General features: G+C 68.3%; 15 protein-coding genes. 1 reads left to right on the top strand and 14 read right to left on the bottom strand.

What is annotated here, in order from left to right:
• Window positions 1–9 precede the first annotated feature (9 nt).
• The gene (gene rpmG, locus ABE472_RS04510) at window positions 10–177 is read right to left on the bottom strand and encodes a 50S ribosomal protein L33 (RefSeq protein WP_172407465.1); all 168 of its coding nucleotides are present in this window, start codon (window positions 175–177) and stop codon (window positions 10–12) included.
• A gap of 10 nt (window positions 178–187) precedes the next feature.
• The gene (rpmB, locus tag ABE472_RS04505; protein ID WP_019185625.1) at window positions 188–424 is read right to left on the bottom strand and encodes a 50S ribosomal protein L28; all 237 of its coding nucleotides are present in this window, start codon (window positions 422–424) and stop codon (window positions 188–190) included.
• Window positions 425–730: 306 nt separating this feature from the next.
• Here rpmB and ABE472_RS04500 point away from each other — a divergent pair, with 306 nt between their 5' ends.
• Complete coding sequence (locus ABE472_RS04500; RefSeq protein WP_346465644.1) at window positions 731–1,948, top strand: glycosyltransferase; 1,218 nt, start codon at window positions 731–733, stop codon at window positions 1,946–1,948.
• Between the two features lie 261 nt (window positions 1,949–2,209).
• On the opposite strand, the gene ABE472_RS04495 is transcribed toward ABE472_RS04500, so the two are convergent.
• The 12 genes from ABE472_RS04495 to rsmG form a co-directional block, all read right to left on the bottom strand.
• Window positions 2,210–5,383, bottom strand: a complete 3,174-nt coding sequence (locus ABE472_RS04495; RefSeq protein WP_346465642.1) for a CusA/CzcA family heavy metal efflux RND transporter — start codon at window positions 5,381–5,383, stop codon at window positions 2,210–2,212.
• A gap of 35 nt (window positions 5,384–5,418) precedes the next feature.
• A complete protein-coding gene (locus ABE472_RS04490; RefSeq protein WP_346465641.1) occupies window positions 5,419–6,396 on the bottom strand; it encodes an efflux RND transporter periplasmic adaptor subunit in 978 nt (325 codons plus the stop codon).
• Window positions 6,393–7,673, bottom strand: a complete 1,281-nt coding sequence (locus ABE472_RS04485) for a TolC family protein (protein WP_346465639.1) — start codon at window positions 7,671–7,673, stop codon at window positions 6,393–6,395. The genes ABE472_RS04490 and ABE472_RS04485 overlap by 4 nt, the downstream gene beginning before the upstream one ends.
• A gap of 55 nt (window positions 7,674–7,728) precedes the next feature.
• Entirely contained in the window at window positions 7,729–8,109 is a 381-nt protein-coding gene (locus tag ABE472_RS04480; RefSeq protein WP_346465638.1) for a DUF2946 family protein, read from the bottom strand.
• Between the two features lie 99 nt (window positions 8,110–8,208).
• Complete coding sequence (locus ABE472_RS04475) at window positions 8,209–9,996, bottom strand: DUF885 family protein (RefSeq protein WP_346464277.1); 1,788 nt, start codon at window positions 9,994–9,996, stop codon at window positions 8,209–8,211.
• Between the two features lie 173 nt (window positions 9,997–10,169).
• On the bottom strand, window positions 10,170–10,511 hold the full coding sequence (locus tag ABE472_RS04470; protein WP_088432293.1) for a lipid-A-disaccharide synthase N-terminal domain-containing protein: 342 nt from the start codon (window positions 10,509–10,511) through the stop codon (window positions 10,170–10,172).
• A complete protein-coding gene (locus tag ABE472_RS04465) occupies window positions 10,511–11,233 on the bottom strand; it encodes a glycosyltransferase family 2 protein (RefSeq protein ID WP_313211908.1) in 723 nt (240 codons plus the stop codon). The genes ABE472_RS04470 and ABE472_RS04465 overlap by 1 nt, the downstream gene beginning before the upstream one ends.
• Window positions 11,234–11,320: 87 nt before the next feature.
• Entirely contained in the window at window positions 11,321–12,286 is a 966-nt protein-coding gene (locus tag ABE472_RS04460; RefSeq protein ID WP_313211909.1) for an SDR family NAD(P)-dependent oxidoreductase, read from the bottom strand.
• An 87-nt stretch (window positions 12,287–12,373) separates the two neighbouring features.
• Entirely contained in the window at window positions 12,374–12,682 is a 309-nt protein-coding gene (locus ABE472_RS04455; RefSeq protein ID WP_019185615.1) for a helix-hairpin-helix domain-containing protein, read from the bottom strand.
• Window positions 12,683–12,717: 35 nt separating this feature from the next.
• Complete coding sequence (locus tag ABE472_RS04450) at window positions 12,718–13,641, bottom strand: ParB/RepB/Spo0J family partition protein (RefSeq protein ID WP_313211910.1); 924 nt, start codon at window positions 13,639–13,641, stop codon at window positions 12,718–12,720.
• Window positions 13,641–14,438 (bottom strand): ParA family protein, encoded by a 798-nt coding sequence (locus ABE472_RS04445; protein WP_019185613.1) that lies wholly within the window; start codon window positions 14,436–14,438, stop codon window positions 13,641–13,643. Before ABE472_RS04445 ends, ABE472_RS04450 begins: the two co-directional genes overlap by 1 nt.
• A 201-nt stretch (window positions 14,439–14,639) precedes the next feature.
• Window positions 14,640–15,278, bottom strand: a complete 639-nt coding sequence (rsmG, locus tag ABE472_RS04440; RefSeq protein ID WP_346465636.1) for a 16S rRNA (guanine(527)-N(7))-methyltransferase RsmG — start codon at window positions 15,276–15,278, stop codon at window positions 14,640–14,642.
• Window position 15,279: the final 1 nt, after the last annotated feature.

Here is a 15,279-nt window from a genome sequence, read left to right as displayed (position 1 = left end):
CCTTGCGGATTACTTGATCTTGCCTTCCTTGTACAGGACGTGCTTGCGCACGACCGGATCGTACTTCAGGAATTCCATCTTCCCGGGGGTGTTCTTCTTGTTCTTGTCCGTCGTGTAGAAGTGGCCAGTGTTGGCCGTCGAAATCAGACGGATCTTATCGCGCTTGCCTGCCATGATCGTTTACTCCTCAGACCTTTTCGCCGCGCGAACGCAGCTCAGCCAGAACGGAGTCGATACCGTTCTTGTCGATGGTGCGCAGGGCATGCGCGGAAACACGAAGCTTGACCCAGCGGTTTTCGCTGGCAACCCAGAAGCGGCGCTCGTGCAGGTTGGGCAGGAAACGACGGCGGGTCTTGTTGTTGGCGTGCGAGACGTTGTTACCCGTCTGCACTCGCTTGCCGGAAACTTGGCATACGCGGGACATTGCGCACCTCGATAAAAGTAGTTGTCAGCCCATAGCCCGGGCGACGGCGGCCTCGACGGTTTCCCGCCACACGTCATGAGAATCAAAGGGTTACGCTGTCGAGGGCGGACCGGATGACGTGTTCCCGGCCGCCGATCCAGAGATTTCTGGACACAGCGAGCCGCGCATTATGCCGCAGGCCGGTGGCTGGCGCAAGTTGTCCACAGGGCCATGGTGGTCTGTCAGTGCCGGGACGGCCTCCCGTGTTCGCATCGCCACCCACGGGCGATGGCGATACTGGCCGCCCCTTTTCCCCTGGACCCCTCGATGCGGCTGCTGGCACTTACCTACGGCACCGAAGGCGACACCCGCCCGCTGGTCATGCTCTGCCACGGCCTGATGGCCGCCGGACACGAGGTCATGCTGCTGGCCGAGGGCGGCACCCTGGGCAGCGCGCGCGCCCTGGGCGTGCCGCACGCCGCGCTGGAAGGCGACATCCACGACGAGGTGGTGGCGCTGGTGTCGCGTGGCAACAACACGCTGGCCGCCTCGCGCGGACTGGCCCGGATGGCGCGCCGGCACGTGCCGGCGTGGACCCGGCAGGCCGATGCGGCTGCCGCCGGGTGCGATGCGGTGCTGACCGGTGGGCTGGCCGCCTTCGTGGGTATGACCGTGGCCGAGCGGCATGGCCTGCCCGCGATCGGGCTGGGCATGATCCCGCTGACGCCCACGGCCGCCTTCCCGTCCCCGTTCCTGCCCCGGCTGCCCCTGCCGGGTGTGCTTAACCGGCTCAGCTACGGGCTGGTCAACCAGGCGGTCTGGCGCACCTTCCGGCAGCCGATCAACCAGGCCCGGCACGCGCTGGGCATGTCGCCGCGACGCAGCCTCTGGCGCGACCTGCCGATGCTCTACGGCATCTCGCCCAGCCTGCTGCCGCAACCGGCGGACTGGCCCGCCAACCATCGCATCTGCGGCCAATGGCGCCTGCCGGACAGCCCCTGGCAACCACCGCCGGACCTGCAGGCCTTCCTCGATGCCGGGCCCGCCCCGGTGTACCTGGGCTTTGGCAGCATGACCGGCTTTGATCGCGACCGCGTGCTGCCAGCGCTGCTGGACGCCCTGGCACCCCGCCGGGTGCTGCTGTTCCCCGGTTGGGCGGGGCTGCCCAGCACCCCCCTGCCCGCCCGCGTGTTCGTGGTCGGGCCAACCCCACACGAGGCGCTGTTCCCGCGCTGCGCGCTGGTGATCCACCACGGCGGCAGCGGCACCACGCATTCGGCCTGCCGGGCCGGGGTGCCATCGCTGGTGATGCCGTTCGCGGCCGACCAGTTTTTCTGGGCGGCGCGGTTGCAGGCGTTGGGCGTGGCGCCGGCGGCGTTGTCGCCGAAGCGGTTGGATGCCAACACGCTGGCGCGGGCCATTGGCTTCGTCGAACACGCCGGAACGCGTGAACGGGCTGCTGCTCTGGGAAGGGCGATGGGCATGGAAACTGGCGTGGCCAAAGCAGCCGATCTGATCCAGCAATGGCTGGCAGGAAATCGATAAACGCCAAGTGGATGAGGCGACCTCAAGGTGTGACCCCGTCATTTGACCGCCATGGCAACGGACTGCTGTAGTGGCCACACGACCCCGCCCTCGCCGTCGTCATTCAGTTGGCTAAACGGCTTGGGACGAAAAAACCGCCGAACGGCGGTTTTTTCATGTCAGTTGCCTCACTGGATCCAGACCGGGAAGAAGCCCATCGACAAGCCAGCGCATTGGTGAGGCAGCCAGGTCCGCACGTGGCATCACGTGCGGACCCACCCTTCAAACCGCGTCAGGCCCCTTCCGGTGCAACCACCGATACAGCACCGGCAGCACCAGCAACGTCAGCAGCGTGGACGAGACGATACCGCCGATCACCACGGTGGCCAGCGGGCGCTGCACCTCCGAGCCGGCGCCGACATTGAAGGCCATCGGCACGAAGCCGAGCGAGGCCACCAGCGCGGTCATCAGGACCGGGCGCAGACGGCCCAGCGCGCCCTCGCGCACCGCCTGCGGCAACGGCATCCCCTGCTCGCGCAGGCTGCGCACGAAGCTGATCATCACCAGGCCGTTGAGCACCGCCACACCGGACAGCGCGATGAAGCCCACGCCGGCCGAGATCGACAGCGGAATGCCCCGCAGGGCCAGCGCGAGCACGCCGCCGGTGAGCGCCAGCGGCACGCCACTGAACACGATGGCCGCATCCTTGACCGAGCCGAACGCCCAGAACAGCAGGGCGAAGATGATCGCCAGCGTCACCGGCACCACGATCGACAGGCGCTGGCTGGCCGAGATCAGCTGCTCGAAGCTGCCGCCGTATTCGATCCAGTAGCCGTTGGGCACCTGCACATCGCGCCCGATCGCCTGCTGCAGATCGCCGACAAATCCACCCAGGTCGCGGTCGCGCACGTTGGCGGTGACCACGATCCGGCGCTTGCCGTTCTCGCGGTTGATCTGGTTCGGCCCTTCGCTGTTGCTCAGCGTCGCCAGCTCACGCAGCGGTACGGTGCGTGCACTGCCGCTGGTCCAGCTGCCGGTGCGGCTGGACTCGTCGGCGTCGTCGGCCAGCGCCGTCTCCAGCGACACCGGCAGGTCCGCCAGTGCGGCCGGGTCCTGGCGCAGTGCTTCGGGCAGGCGCACCACGATGTCGAAGCGGCGGTCACCCTCGAACAACTGCCCTGCCACCTGCCCGCCCACGGCGGTGGCCACGGTCGATTGCACCTGGCCGGGATTCAAGCCATAGCCGGCCAACGCAGTGCGGTTGGGGGTGACAGTCAGCAGCGGCAGGCCGCTGGTTTCCTCCACCCGCACGTCGGCCGCGCCCGGCACCGTGCCGGCTACCGCGGCAATGCGCTTGCCGACCGACAGCAGCGTCTCCAGGTCATCGCCGAACAGCATCACCGCCACGTCGGCACGCACGCCGGAGATCAGTTCGTTGGTACGCATCTGGATCGGCTGGGTGAACTCGTAGTTGTTGCCGGGCAGCTGCTCCACCGCGTCTTCCAGCTCGGCCAGCAGCGCGGCACGCGATTTGCGTGGATCCGGCCAGGCCTTGCGCGGTTTCATCATGATGAAGGTATCGGCGACCGAGGGCGGCATCGGATCGGAGGCGACTTCCGGCGTGCCGATCTTGGAGAACACCTTGTCCACCTCGGCGAACTGCACCAGCCGGTTCTCGATCTGCTTCTGCATCTCGATCGACTGGGTCAGGCTGGTCCCGGGGATGCGCATGGCGTGCATGGCGACATCGCCTTCGTCCAGGTTTGGTACGAACTCGCTGCCCAGCCGCGTCGCCAGCAGACCACAACCGATCACCAGCACCAGCGCACCGGCGACCATCCAGCGGCCGCGCCGCAGGGCAAAGGCCAGCATCGGCTCGTAGCGCCGGCGCACCCAGGCCATCAGGCGGTTCTCCTTCTCCTGCACACGGCCACCGAGGAACAGCGCGATCGCGGCAGGCACGAAGGTCAGTGCCAGCACCATCGCACCGGTCAGGGCCAGCACCACGGTGATCGCCATCGGGTGGAACATTTTTCCTTCCACGCCGGTGAGCGCGAAGATCGGCAGGTACACCGCGGTGATGATGCCCAGCCCGAACAGGCTCGGGCGGATCACCTCGGCGGTGGCGCTGGCGGTTTCGGCGAAGCGTTCGTCGCGGGTCATGTCGCGGCCGAGCGCGTGCTGGCGTTCGCCGAAGCGGCGCAGGCAGTTCTCGATGATGATCACCGCACCATCGACGATCAGGCCGAAGTCCAGCGCGCCCAGGCTCATCAGGTTGGCCGACACACCGCCCCGGGCCATGCCGGTCAGGGTGAACAGCATCGCCAGTGGAATCACCGCCGCGGTGATCAACGCCGCGCGGAAGTTGCCGAGCAGCAGGAACAGCACCACGATCACCAGCAAGGCGCCTTCGATCAGGTTCTTGGCGACCGTGGCGATGGTGCGGTCGACCAGGGCGGTGCGGTCGTAGCTGGCGGTGACGGTGACGCCCTCCGGCAGACTGGCCTGCGCCTGCTGCAGACGCGCCGCCGCGGCCTGGGCCACATCGCGGCTGTTGGCCCCGATCAGCATCACCACCGTGCCCATCACCACTTCATGGCCGTTCTGGGTGGCCGCGCCACTGCGCAGCTCCGGGCCGTCCTGCACCTGGGCGACGTCGTGCACGTGGATCGGCACGCCTTCACGGCGGGCCAGCACGATGTTGCCGATCTCCTCCAGGTTGGCGACCTGGCCGGGAATGCGGACCAGGAACTGCTGGCCGTTGCGTTCGATGTAGCCGGCGCCGACGTTCTGGTTGTTGGTCTCCACCGCCTGTGCCACGTCCTCCAACGTGAAGCCCAGCGCGCGCAGGCGGGCCGGGTCGGGGGTGATGTGCACCTGACGCTGGAAGCCACCGATGGTGTTGACCTCGGTCACGCCGGGCACGTTGCGCAGCTGCGGCCGGATCACCCAGTCCTGCAGGGTGCGCAGGTCGGTGGCGGTGTACGCCGTGCCATCGGCCTTGCGCGCCTTGGGATCGGCGTCGATGGTGTACATGAAGATCTCGCCGAGGCCGGTCGAGATCGGGCCCAGCTGCGGATCCAGGCCATCGGGAATCTGCGATTTGACCTGCTGCAGGCGTTCGGCGACCTGCTGGCGGGCGAAGTAGATGTCGGTGCCGTCCTTGAAGACCACGGTCACCTGCGAGAGCCCGTAGCGCGACAGCGAGCGGGCCTGCTCCATCGCCGGCAGGCCGGCCATCACCGTCTCCACCGGGTAGGTGATGCGCTGTTCGGTTTCCAGCGGCGAGTAACCGGGGGCCGCGGTATTGATCTGCACCTGGACGTTGGTGATGTCCGGGGTGGCATCGATCGGCAGCTTGGTGAAGCTCCAGCTGCCGATGACGATCAGCACCAACGTCAGGGCCATCATCAACCAGCGATGGGCGATGGCGGCGCGGAGGATGCGCTCAAGCATGGGAGCGCCCTCCGTGTGCGGGGCGCGGCAACGCATCAATGTTCATGCGATGCCCCTGCCTTGCCGATGTCGGCCTTGACCACGTAGCTCTGCTCGACCACGACGTCTTCGCCGACGGCCAGGCCACTGAGCACTTCGACCTTGCCGGCATCGCGCGCCCCCAGGGTCACCGCACGCGCGGTGTAGGTGTCCCCTTCGCGCACGAACACCACGTCTTTGCCGTCCATCGTCTGCAGCGCGCTCAACGGCACCACCTGCGCGGCCGGCGTGGTGGCCACCACGATGCGCGCCTTGACGGCCGCACCGGGCCGCCATTGGCCGTCGTCGTTGCGCAGCGTGGCGCGCGCGACCGTGCTCTGGCTGGCGGTCGCGGTGCCGGGCAGCACGCGTTCCAGCGTGGTGGCCTGGCTGACGCCGTCGGTCATGCGTGACACGGTGACCGGCACGCCGGCGGTGATGTGCTGGGTGTCGTTGCCGAAGATATGCAGGTCCACCCACAACGTGGACAGATCACCGATCTCGAACAACGGCGTGCCCTCGCCTGCCACCCCACCGACCTGCGCCTGGCGCGCGAGCACCACGCCACCGATCGGTGCGGTCACGGTGTAGGTGGTGAGGCTGAGGTTGCTCTCGATGCTGGCCACTACCTGGCCGGCGCGCACGCGGTCGCCCACATTGGCGCGCAGCGAACGGATCGGGCCGGGAAAGCGCGCCATCACCTGGGCAACGCGGCCATCGACCGGGGTCAGCAGCCCCTGCACATCGTGTTCGTCGGCGATGGTGCCGGCGACGACAGGTGCCACGCGGATGCCCGCCTGCTCGGCCATGGCCGCGGCGATGGTGGTGCGTTCCGGGGCGTCGTGATCGTCGTGCCCAGCCTCACCATGGCCGGCGTCCTCGTCGGCGGCGTTGGCCGGCGCCGCAGCGGGCTCAGCGCCGCCGCAGCCGGTGAGCGCCATCAGCGCGATCAACAGGCTGGCGGCCAGCGCGGTACGGGTCTGGGAAAGGGTCATCGGCGGTCCTCCGTGGACACGGTGTCGGTGGCGGCGACCATGCTCTGGCCGGTCAGGCGCTGGAGTTCGATCAGGGCGGTCTGTGCGGCGATGGCCGCGTCGAGCTGGCGCTGGCGTGCGTCGATCCGCATCGCCTGCAGCTGGGCCCATTCCATGTAACTGATCGCGCCGGCACGCCAGGCCTTCTCGGCAGCGTTCTCGGCACGCTGCAGCTGCGGCAGCACGTCGCGCGCCATGCGGGTCACTTCCAGCCGCGAGGTCAGGTAGCGGCCATGCGCTTCGGCGAGGGTGGCGTACAGCTGCAGCGCGCGCGCGTCGCGCTCCACGCTGTTGAGCGCCAGTTCGGCCTCGGCCGCACGGATCTCCGGGTCGGCACGGCGCACGCTGCCCAGCGGCAGGCTGAAACCGGCGACCAGGGAGGTGTCGCGGGTATCGCGCGAATTGCGCACGCCCACCTGCCAGCTGACATCGGGCCGTGCCTGGGTGCGGGCCAGCTGCACCTGCGCTTCGCGGATGCGACGCTCACCGGCCAGCACCGCCAGTTCCGGGGTGCGCTGCAGTTCCTCGGCGAGCACGGCGAAGTCCTGCAGCGCGGGCAGCTGCAGGGGGTCGCCGGTGACCACGTCGAAACCGGGCTCACGCTGGCGCCACAGTGCGGACAGCGCCGCACGCGCGGACTGATCCATCTGCCGGGCGCGATCGCGGTCCAGCTCGGCCTGGGCCTGCATCGCCTGCGCGGTCAGCAGCACCGACTCGGGCGAGGCACCGGCCTGCAGGCGCAGTCGCGCGGCGGCGACGGCGCGCCGGCGCTGCTCGATATCGGTCTCGGCGATGCGCAGCTGCTGGCGCGCGTCGGTCACTGCCAGATAGCGGCGGGCGACCTCGGCCATCAGATCCAGCCGCGCGGTTTCGCGCTGCGGGGCCAGGCTGTCCAGATTGGCCTGGGCCACGGCGCGGCGGGCATCCAGCTTGCCGCCGCGTTCCAGCACGCCGGCCAGGGTGACGGTGACTTCGGCGGCATCGAAGCCACGGGTGTCACCGCTGCCGAGTGCGTTCTCCAGCTCCACGCCAAGGGTCAGCGGGGGCGACAGGCCGGCCGCGTCACGGCGGGCTTCCCACACCGGGCGCTGCGCCTGCGCCAGGCGCAGGTCGGGGTGGTACTGGGCGACGCGCGCGATGGCGTCGTCGAGGGTCAACGGTGCAGCAGGTGTCGTGCCCTGTGCGTACACGCACGGCACGAATGCAATGGCAGCCAAGGCTGCCAGACGCATCCACATGGGAGTCTCCAGAAAGCGATCAGAGGGCAAACGGCGGCCGCGCGGCCGCAGGGCATCAGATCGCTATCGGAGGACGCAGCAGGTTCTCGGGCGGTTGGGTGCGCAGTTGCGCGATCAACCCGGCAGGGACGCCGTGGCTGGGCGCGGCGGGCAGGCTCCAGGCCATCGCGGCCATCGGCAGCACGCCGCCGTGGCTATGGCAGTGGCCGCAATGCACCAGGGCATGCAGCCAGTCTTCGTTGCCGTCGTCATCGCCCGGTACATCGGCGGCGGCGTCATCCAGGCTGCCATGCACGTCGCTGCTGTCCGCATGCACGCTCAGGTGGATATCGGCCAGGGCCGAGGCCAGCGAGCTGCCGAACACGCCCACACCGACCACCACCAGCATCAGCAGGCGGAGCAGCAGGGACGGACGCGGGCGGGCACGACGGAACATGGCCCGCAGGGTAGCCGGGCGTGAAGCCGTTACACAATCGCAGCCCGGCCGCTTGGTTCACGTTGGCCGGGGCCGGCGCGATGGCCGGCCCCGCGCACCTCAGCTGGCCGCAGCCTTGCGCTGGGCGATGAAGGCCTGGATCTGTTCCTCCAGGACCGGCAACGGCACCGAGCCCTGGCTGAGCACCGCGTCGTGGAAGGCCTTGACGTCGAAGCGGTCGCCCAGCTCCTGCTCGGCCTGCGCGCGCAGGCGCACGATCGCGATCTCTCCGAGCTTGTAGCTCAGCGCCTGGCCCGGCCAGGAAATGTAGCGATCCACTTCGGTGGTCACTTCGTGCTCGCTCAGCGCGGTGTGGTCGCGCAGGTAGGACAGCGCCTGCTCGCGGGTCCAGCCCTTGTGGTGCACGCCGGTATCGATCACCAGGCGCGCGGCACGCCACATCTCGTAGGTCAGGCGGCCGAAATCCTCGTACGGGGTTTCGTAGATGCCCATCTCCACGCCGAGCTTCTCGCAGTACAGGCCCCAGCCTTCGCCGTAGGCGGAGATGTAGTTGTTGCGGCGGAACGCGGGCTGCTCGCCCTGCTCTGCCGCCAGCGCGCCCTGCAGGGCATGGCCCGGATCGGACTCGTGCAGGGTCAGCGCGGGAAGGTTGTACAGCGGCCGCGCCGGCAGGTTGTAGGTGTTGAGCCAGTAGGTGCCCATGCCACCGCGGCCGGCGGTCCAGAACGGGGCGATGTCCGGCGGCACCGGCACGATGGTGAAGCGCGCACGCGGCAGCGTCATGTACTTGCCGATCACGCCATCCACGCGCTTGGAGATCCACGCCGCACGATGCAGCAGCTCATCCGGGGTCTTGGCGTAGAACTGCGGATCGGTACGCAGGAAGGTCAAGAACTCGGCGAAGCTGCCCTTGAACTCGACCTGCTGGATGATGCCGTTCATCTCGGCCTGGATACGTGCGACTTCCTTCAGGCCGATCTCGTGGATCTGCTGCGGGGTCAGGTCCAGCGTGGTGTATTCGTGGATCTGCTGCTTGTAGTACGCCTTGCCGCCCGGCATCGCCTCGGCGGCCAGGGTGGTGCGCGCCTGCGGGACGTACTCGCTGACGAAGAAGGTGCGCAACGTGCCGAACGCCGGCACCACGCTGCCGCCGATGGCCTGGCGCGCCTGTTCCTGCAGCTGCGCCTGCTCGGCGGCCGGGATGCTGGCCGGCAGCTTCTTGAATGGCGCGTACAGCGGCGACTGGGTCGGGTCCTTCAGTTCGGACACGGTGGCGATCGAGACCTCGCGGCCATCGAGCACTGCACGCGGCACGCTGAAGCCGCGCTTGAGGCCGGCACGCATGTTCTCGGTCTGCTGCTCGAAGTAGCGCGGCACATCGTTCAGGCGCGCGATGTAGTTGCGATAGTCCTGCACGGTCTTCATCTCGCGCCGGGCCATGAAGGACAGGTTGGACCAGAACGAGGAGTCCGCGTTGAACGGCATTTCGTAGGCGCGCAGGCGGACATCGGCAGCCAGGTTGAACACCTGGTCGCGGTAGATCGCGTAGTTGATGCGGTTCTCGGCCGAGAGGGCCTGGGTGTCGACCTTGTCCAGCTGGGCCAGGACGTCGTCCCAGACCTTCAACCGGCCCTGCTGCGCGGCCGCGCCGACATCGGGCATGCGGGTGGCGTTGGCCGGGCCGTCGCCGTCTTCGCTGGCCTCACCGCCGCCGGCTTCGCGCCAGGCCCATTCCTTCTCGTAGATGGCACGGAACTGCGCGTCGGCAGGGCTTTCAGTGGCCAGGCTGGCCGGGGCGGCAGCCGGGGCGGCCGGAGGCACAGCCAGGGCAGTGCCGGCGGGAAGGGCCAGGGCGAGCAGCAGCGCAGCAACGAGCGGTGATTTCACGGTCAAGGGTTCCCGAGGGGCGGCAAACCCCGATCATGGCACCCGGCGAAGGGGCTGCGCATGGATCAAAGGTCCTGCCCGCCCCGCGGGCAGGACCGGGGACCGGCCGCAGGCTGGGACCCCAGCGCCGAAGGCGCGAGGTAGCCACCGACCGTTGGTCGGTGGGCACGCCCTCAATGCGCCGCCTTGTCCCGCTTCCAACCACGGTGCGCGATATCCAGCTTCAGGCTGTACAACGCGGTGAAGGCCGGGAACAGGTTCTGCAGCACGCCCACCGAGTCCTGCTTGGCCGAGAACAGGAAGTAGCTCAGCGTCATCAGGCTGCCGACCACGCTCATGTACCAGAACAGGCGCGGGATCACCGGCTTGCCGGCGCGGCGCGAGGCCACGAACTGGACCAGCCAGCGCCCGCCGAACATCAGTGCGCCGGTGTAGCCGATCAGCTTCCAGCCGGTGACGTGCAGGCCGGTCCAGTACAGCCAGGTCAGCGGCTGGTCGAGCCAGTGCAGTTCCATCAGCGTTCTTCCACGGCGGTGCGCTTGCTGCGCGTGATCAGCCAGGCGACCCCGCGCAGGTCGCGGATGCCGACCAGGGCGCGGCCGAGATTGTTGTACTTGGATACGCCCGCGGTGCGATGCCGATGATTGACCGGCACGCTGATGGTCTTCCAGCCGGCACGCTGCATCAGCGCCGGCAGGTAGCGGTGCATGTGGTCGAAATACGGCAGGTCCATGAACGCGGCACGCTCGAACAGCTTGATGCCGCAGCCGGTATCGGGCGTGTCGTCGCGCAGCATGCGCGCGCGGATCGCGTTGGCCCACTTGCTGGCCCAGCGCTTGCTGCCCGAATCCTGGCGATTGACGCGCCACCCAGCGAACAGCTTTACCTCGCTGGCGGCGGCAGCGCGCGCGGCGAGCAGCCCGGGGATGTCGGCCGGATCGTTCTGGCCGTCACCGTCCAGGGTGGCGATCCACGGCGCGCGCGCGTGCTTGACGCCGTTGCGCACCGCGGTGCTCTGCCCGCTCTGGGTGACATGGTGCAGCACCCGCAGTTCCGAGGTGGTGGCCTTCAGGGCCTGCAGCACCGCCAGGGTGTCGTCGCGCGAATGGTCGTCGACATAGACGATTTCGAACTCGATCCGTCCGCGCAGCGCGGTGGTGATCTCGTGGATCAGGGGCGTGACGTTGTCGCGTTCATTGAAGACCGGGACGACGACCGACAACTGGGGTTGGCTCATGGTCGGACTCTGCGAATGGCCAGGATCGAAAAAGAGCGCGCATTTTCCGCACCCGAGGTTATCCGAAGATGAATGGGTCCGCGTGTGTCAGGCGTGAGCACCGAAATAATCGCGGCACCAGGCCACCACCGGCGGCAGACCGCGCTCGATCGGCATGGCCGGCGCGTAGCCGAACGCGTCATGCGCCCGCGTGGTATCGGCCATGGTGCGGACCATGTCGCCCGGCTGCATCGGCTTGTAGACCTTCTGCGCTGGACGTCCGGCGGCGGCCTCGATGACACCGATGAAGTGCTCCAGCTCGATCGGCGTGTGATTGCCGAGATTGAAGACGCGATGCGGAACGACCTCGCTGGACGGATGCGCCAGCGCGCCGAGGATACCGTCCACGATGTCGGAGACATGTGTGAAGTCGCGCTGCATTTTTCCGTCGTTGAACACGTCGATCGGGCGGCCGGCCAGCACCGCGCGCGAGAACAGCAGCGGTGCCATGTCCGGGCGGCCCCACGGGCCATACACGGTGAAGAAGCGCAGGCCGGTGGCATGCAGGCCGAACAGCTGGGCGTAGGTGTAGGCCATCAGCTCGTTGGCGGCCTTGGTCGCGGCGTACAGCGAGCGCGGCTTGTCGATGCGCTGGTCTTCGGAGAACGGCGGGGTCGCCGAATCGCCGTACACCGAGCTGCTCGAGGCATACACCAGATGGGCCACGCCGCGATGGCGGCACAGCTCCAGCATGTTGACGAAGCCGGTCAGGTTGCTGTCGACGTAGGCATGCGGGTTCTCCAGCGAGTAACGCACGCCGGCCTGTGCGGCCAGATGGATGACCCGGGTCGGCTGGACCTCGTCGAACAGCGCGGCCAGGCCGTCGCGGTCGGTCAGGTCGAGCACGCGGATGTCGGCGTCCGGGCACAGCGCGGCCACGCGATCGCGCTTGATCTGCGGATCGTAGTAGTCGTTGTAGTTGTCCAGGCCGACGACGCGCTCACCGCGCGCGAGCAGGGCCTTGCAGGTGTTGGCACCGATGAAACCGGCTGCGCCGGTCACGAGAATCGTCATGGGGTCCGTCCGTCATACTTGCCACGTATCAATACAGTGCTTTCCCGGGACGCCCGCGTGGCGTTGCACACGTCCCGATGGTCCGCTTCACCAGAGGCTGAGCGGCGCTTCCTTGGCCAGGGTGGCCTTGCGTTCCTTGCTGAAATCCCACCACGGTCGCGGCGCTTCGCCCTGCATGAAACGCAGCACCGACAAAAATACATCGATCACACAGGGGTCGTGCATCACCCCGGTGCGCAGACACAGCTGCGCGTACATGTCGTAGGCATCGCGGCCGCGCAGATGCGCTGGCACGCGGATGCCGATCAGACGGAGATCTTTCTCACAGGCCGGCCCGACATTCGGCAGGTCGGTCAGACGCAACAGATGGTTGCGGTCGACCTTGGTGGGGTTCATTGGTTGGGGGAAATCCTCTGACGCCTGCGGGGGACTCAGCCCTTCTGTGCGCGAAGTCGGTCGAGCACGCCATCCAGCGTGTCCAGGTCGGTGTAATGGATGATCAGCTTGCCCTTGCCGCCACGGCCATGGGCAATCGCCACGCGGGCGCCCAGCGACTCGGACAACTCGGTTTCCAGCGACGCGATATCGGCCTGCGGCGCGGCGGCGGTGGGCTTCTTGCGCAGCGCGCCGGGCACTTTGCCAGCAGCGAACTGCTGCGCGCGGTGTTCCACTTCGCGCACCGACCAGCCCTGGTCGGCCGCTTCCTGGGCCAGCTTGCTGGCCAGTTCCGGCGCCAGGGTGAGCAGCGCGCGGGCATGGCCCATTTCCAGCCGGCGGGTTTCCAGCAGCAGGCGGATCGCGATCGGCAGCTCCAGCAGGCGCAGCAGGTTGGACACCGCCGCACGCGAGCGGCCAACGGCCTGGGCGGCCTCGGCATGGGTCAGGGCGAACTCGCTGATCAGCCGCTGCAGCGCTTCGGCTTCCTCAAGCGGGTTGAGGTCTTCGCGCTGGATGTTCTCGATCAGCGCCATCGCGATGACGGTGCGGTCTTCCAGCTCGCGCACCACCACCGGCACTTCGTCCAGGCCGGCCAGCTGCGAAGCGCGCCAACGGCGTTCGCCGGCCACGATCTCGAAACTGTCCGGGCCCAGCTGGCGGACCAGGATCGGCTGGATCACGCCCTGCGCCTTGATCGACTCGGCCAGCTCGGCAAGCTTGGTCTCGTCCATGTCGCGGCGTGGCTGGTACTTGCCCGGCTGCAGATGGCCGACCGGCAGCTTGCGCAGGCGTTCGCCCGGCAGCGGTTCGACCACGGCCGCCGCCTGCACCTGTGTCACCGCCCCCTTGGGCCCCAACAGCGCGTCGAGGCCGCGGCCGAGGCCGCGTTTCTTGCCGAGGGCAGGCTTGGTGCTCATCAGGCGGTCTCCATGGCCTTGTCGGCCTTCTTGCGTTGGTTGTTGCGACGGATGATCTCGCCGGCCAGGCCGAGATAGGCAACGCCACCGCGCGAGGCACGGTCGTACCCGACGATGCTCTGGCCATGGCTGGGTGCCTCGGCCAGGCGCACGTTGCGCGGCACGATGGTGCGGAACACCTGCTCGCCGAAGTGCTCGGTCAGCTCGGCCGACACGGCATTGGCCAGGTTGTTGCGCACATCGAACATGGTCCGCAGCACGCCCTCGATCTCCAGCGCGGGATTGAGGTTGGCACGCAGTGCTTCGATGGTTTCCACCAGCGCGCTCAGGCCTTCCAGCGCGTAGTACTCGCACTGCATCGGCACGATCACCGAATCGGCGGCGGCCAGTGCGTTGAGCGTCAGCAGCGACAGCGCCGGCGGGCAGTCGATCAGGATGTAGTCGTATTCGTCGCGGATCGGGGCCAGCGCGCGTTTGAGGCGCTGCTCGCGCTCGCTCTGGTCCATCAGCTGGATCTCGGCGGCGGTCAGGTCGATGTTGCCCGGGAGCAGGTCGAAGCCTTCCGGGGTCTTGACCCGGACCTCGGCCGCAGTGCTTTCGCCCAGCAGCAGATCACAGGTGGACGCGGCGACTTCACGCTTGTCCACGCCGCTGCCCATGGTCGCATTGCCTTGGGAATCGAGGTCGACAAGAAGCACGCGCTTGGGTGCAGCAGCCAGGGAGGCGGCCAGATTGACGGCGGTCGTGGTCTTGCCGACGCCACCTTTCTGGTTGGCGATGGCGATGATGCGGGCCATGCGGGTGAGCCTCATCGGCAGGGAGTGGGACTGGTCATTATGCGTATATGGGGCGTGTCATGCACTGTGAGATGCGCGGAAGGCACGCGCCGCAATACCGCAGCGACGCCCACGGGCATGCCGATGGCGCCGCGTGGGGCCACCGCAGGAGGGGGGCGGGACGACCGTGGGGCGGGCGATGCAGGCGGTGAGATCACCGGCTCACGGGCCGGTGACCACCACCAGATGGCGCTCGCCGGTCAATCCGGGGACGCTCAGCGGCACCACCTTCTCCACCGCCCAGCCGGCCGGCAGCTGCGCGATCTCGTCGTGCGGGTACACGCCTTTCATCGCCAACAGGCGGCCACCCGGGCGCAGCAGATGCCCACCGACCCGGATGATCCCGGCCAGGGTATCCATCGCGCGGGCGGTCAAATGGTCATAGGCGGCCGGTTCGGCCAGCGCCTCGGCGCGCGACTCGGCCACGCGGGCGTTGCCCAGGCCCATCTGGCGCACAGCCTCGCGCATGAAGCGGGCCTTCTTGCCGTTGCTCTCGACCAGGGTCACCTGCAGCTGCGGGCGCGCGATCGCCAGCGGGATGCCCGGCAGCCCGGGGCCGGTACCCAGGTCGGCCAGGGTGCCGGTCTCCAGGTACGGCTGCATCGCCAGCGAATCGAGCAGATGGCGGGTGACCATCTCCAGCGGGTCGCGGATGGCGGTCAGGTTGTAGGTGCGGTTCCAGCGGTCGAGCAGGGTCAGGTAGGTCAGCAACGGCGGTGCCAGCGCGGCATCCAGCTGCAGGGCGGCCAGGCCGCGCTCAAGCGCATCGGCCACGCCAGCGGGGAGGGTGTGTTCTGTCATG

The organism is Stenotrophomonas sp. TWI809 (assembly GCF_039673205.1).
In the GTDB taxonomy this organism is placed as follows: domain Bacteria; phylum Pseudomonadota; class Gammaproteobacteria; order Xanthomonadales; family Xanthomonadaceae; genus Stenotrophomonas.
The sequence above is the reverse complement of the archived record's forward strand: the minus strand, read 5'-3'. Positions and strand labels throughout refer to the sequence as shown.

What these genes read in the sequence shown, in the direction of transcription:
- rpmB (WP_019185625.1), bottom strand. Translation starts at nt 424, where the DNA reads ATGTCCCGCGTATGCCAAGTTTCCGGCAAGCGAGTGCAGACGGGTAAC.
- ABE472_RS04500 (WP_346465644.1), top strand. Translation starts at nt 731, where the DNA reads ATGCGGCTGCTGGCACTTACCTACGGCACCGAAGGCGACACCCGCCCG.
- ABE472_RS04495 (WP_346465642.1), bottom strand. Translation starts at nt 5,383, where the DNA reads ATGCTTGAGCGCATCCTCCGCGCCGCCATCGCCCATCGCTGGTTGATG.
- ABE472_RS04490 (WP_346465641.1), bottom strand. Translation starts at nt 6,396, where the DNA reads ATGACCCTTTCCCAGACCCGTACCGCGCTGGCCGCCAGCCTGTTGATC.
- ABE472_RS04485 (WP_346465639.1), bottom strand. Translation starts at nt 7,673, where the DNA reads ATGTGGATGCGTCTGGCAGCCTTGGCTGCCATTGCATTCGTGCCGTGC.
- ABE472_RS04480 (WP_346465638.1), bottom strand. Translation starts at nt 8,109, where the DNA reads ATGTTCCGTCGTGCCCGCCCGCGTCCGTCCCTGCTGCTCCGCCTGCTG.
- ABE472_RS04470 (WP_088432293.1), bottom strand. Translation starts at nt 10,511, where the DNA reads ATGGAACTGCACTGGCTCGACCAGCCGCTGACCTGGCTGTACTGGACC.
- ABE472_RS04465 (WP_313211908.1), bottom strand. Translation starts at nt 11,233, where the DNA reads ATGAGCCAACCCCAGTTGTCGGTCGTCGTCCCGGTCTTCAATGAACGC.
- ABE472_RS04460 (WP_313211909.1), bottom strand. Translation starts at nt 12,286, where the DNA reads ATGACGATTCTCGTGACCGGCGCAGCCGGTTTCATCGGTGCCAACACC.
- ABE472_RS04455 (WP_019185615.1), bottom strand. Translation starts at nt 12,682, where the DNA reads ATGAACCCCACCAAGGTCGACCGCAACCATCTGTTGCGTCTGACCGAC.
- ABE472_RS04450 (WP_313211910.1), bottom strand. Translation starts at nt 13,641, where the DNA reads ATGAGCACCAAGCCTGCCCTCGGCAAGAAACGCGGCCTCGGCCGCGGC.
- ABE472_RS04445 (WP_019185613.1), bottom strand. Translation starts at nt 14,438, where the DNA reads ATGGCCCGCATCATCGCCATCGCCAACCAGAAAGGTGGCGTCGGCAAG.
- rsmG (WP_346465636.1), bottom strand. Translation starts at nt 15,278, where the DNA reads ATGACAGAACACACCCTCCCCGCTGGCGTGGCCGATGCGCTTGAGCGC.